The following is a 1,292-nucleotide window of genomic DNA, read 5'->3' on the forward strand; positions in this document are numbered from 1 at the left end:
GAAGCCGCCCGCGCCGCTGTCCGCGCCGCCCGGGCCGTCGTCGCGGACCAGCAGCCGCAGGGCCGCCGCGTCCCCGGTCACCCGGACGGTGATCCGGGGGGCGGGCGGGCCGGCGTGCCGGACCGCGTTGGTCAGCGACTCCTGGACGATCCGGTAGGCCGCCGCGCCCACCGCGGGCGGGACCGGACCCGGGGCGTCCACCGTCAGCTCGACCCTGGCCCCGGCGGCCTGCGCCGCCCGGGCCAGCGTCGGCAGGCCGGCCAGCCCCGGCAGCGGCCCGTCGCCGTCGGCCCGCAGCACCCGCAAGGTGGTGCGCAGTTCGGCGCGGGCCTCCCGGCAGGTGTCCGCGATGGCGTCCAGCGCGCCGGCCACCGCGGTACGGTCCAGCCGCTCCGGGTCGGCGACCAGGACGTGGGCGGCCACCGATGTCTGCACCCCGATCAGGGTGATGCTGTGCGCCAGCAGGTCGTGCAGGTCCCGGGCGATCCGCAGCCGCTCCTCGGCGACCCGGCGGGCGGCCTCCTCCTCGCGGGTCCGTTCGGCCCGCTCGGCGCGTTCGGTGATCGCGGCGACGTACTTCCGCTGGATCCGCACCACCTCGCCGATGACCGCGACCGCCACGATCCAGCCGGCGCTGCGCAGCGTGTCCGTGAAGCCGTCGGGTTTGCCGAGGCTGCCCAGTTCGAACGCCATGGTGGCGACCACGACGGGCACCACCACCAGCGTCCGCGCCCGCGGGCCGGCCACGGCCAGCGCGTACAGGGCGACGCCGCTGCACAGGATCGGCGCCTCCTGGATGTTCTCCAGGTAGTGGTACGGCGCCACGGCGGCCACCATCCCGAGCAGGCACGCCATCGGCGCCCGCCGCCGCCACACCAGCGCCACCGCCCCCAGCACCAGCAGCGCCCACCCGAGCGCGTCGGGCCGATGACTCGCGAACCCCACCGGCAGCAGCGCCGCCAGCACGACCTGCGCCACCAGCACCAGCGCGGCGAGCGCGACATCGCCCACCGCCACCGGCGGGCCGCCCACGACGGGCCTCGAGAACGGGCGCCGGGGCGCCGAGAAAGGGGTCACGCTGCCATCCTCCGCGAAGAACGCTCCCCGCGGGGGACCCCGCGGAGCACAAGCCGGCCCCCCACCGGCCGGCGGCCGGCAACCCACACCGACTGCCCCTCCGGGCCGGTGACGGACTGCAAGTCCAACGTGGCCGTTCGCGCAGTTCCCCGCGCCCCCACCGGGGCGCATTGCCCCCAGCGGCACCCCACGGGCACGCAACCCGCCGCCGGACG

Annotated in this window: 1 protein-coding gene; it reads right to left on the minus strand. The window is 77.6% G+C overall.

Annotation, left to right across the window (positions count from 1 at the left end):
* A partial coding sequence (locus GA0115240_RS24655; protein WP_370673370.1) for a sensor histidine kinase occupies positions 1-1,077 on the minus strand: 1,077 nt, incomplete at its 3' end.
* Positions 1,078-1,292: the final 215 nt, after the last annotated feature.

It is taken from the genome of Streptomyces sp. DvalAA-14, from assembly GCF_900091855.1.
In the GTDB taxonomy this organism is placed as follows: Bacteria; Actinomycetota; Actinomycetes; order Streptomycetales; family Streptomycetaceae; genus Actinacidiphila.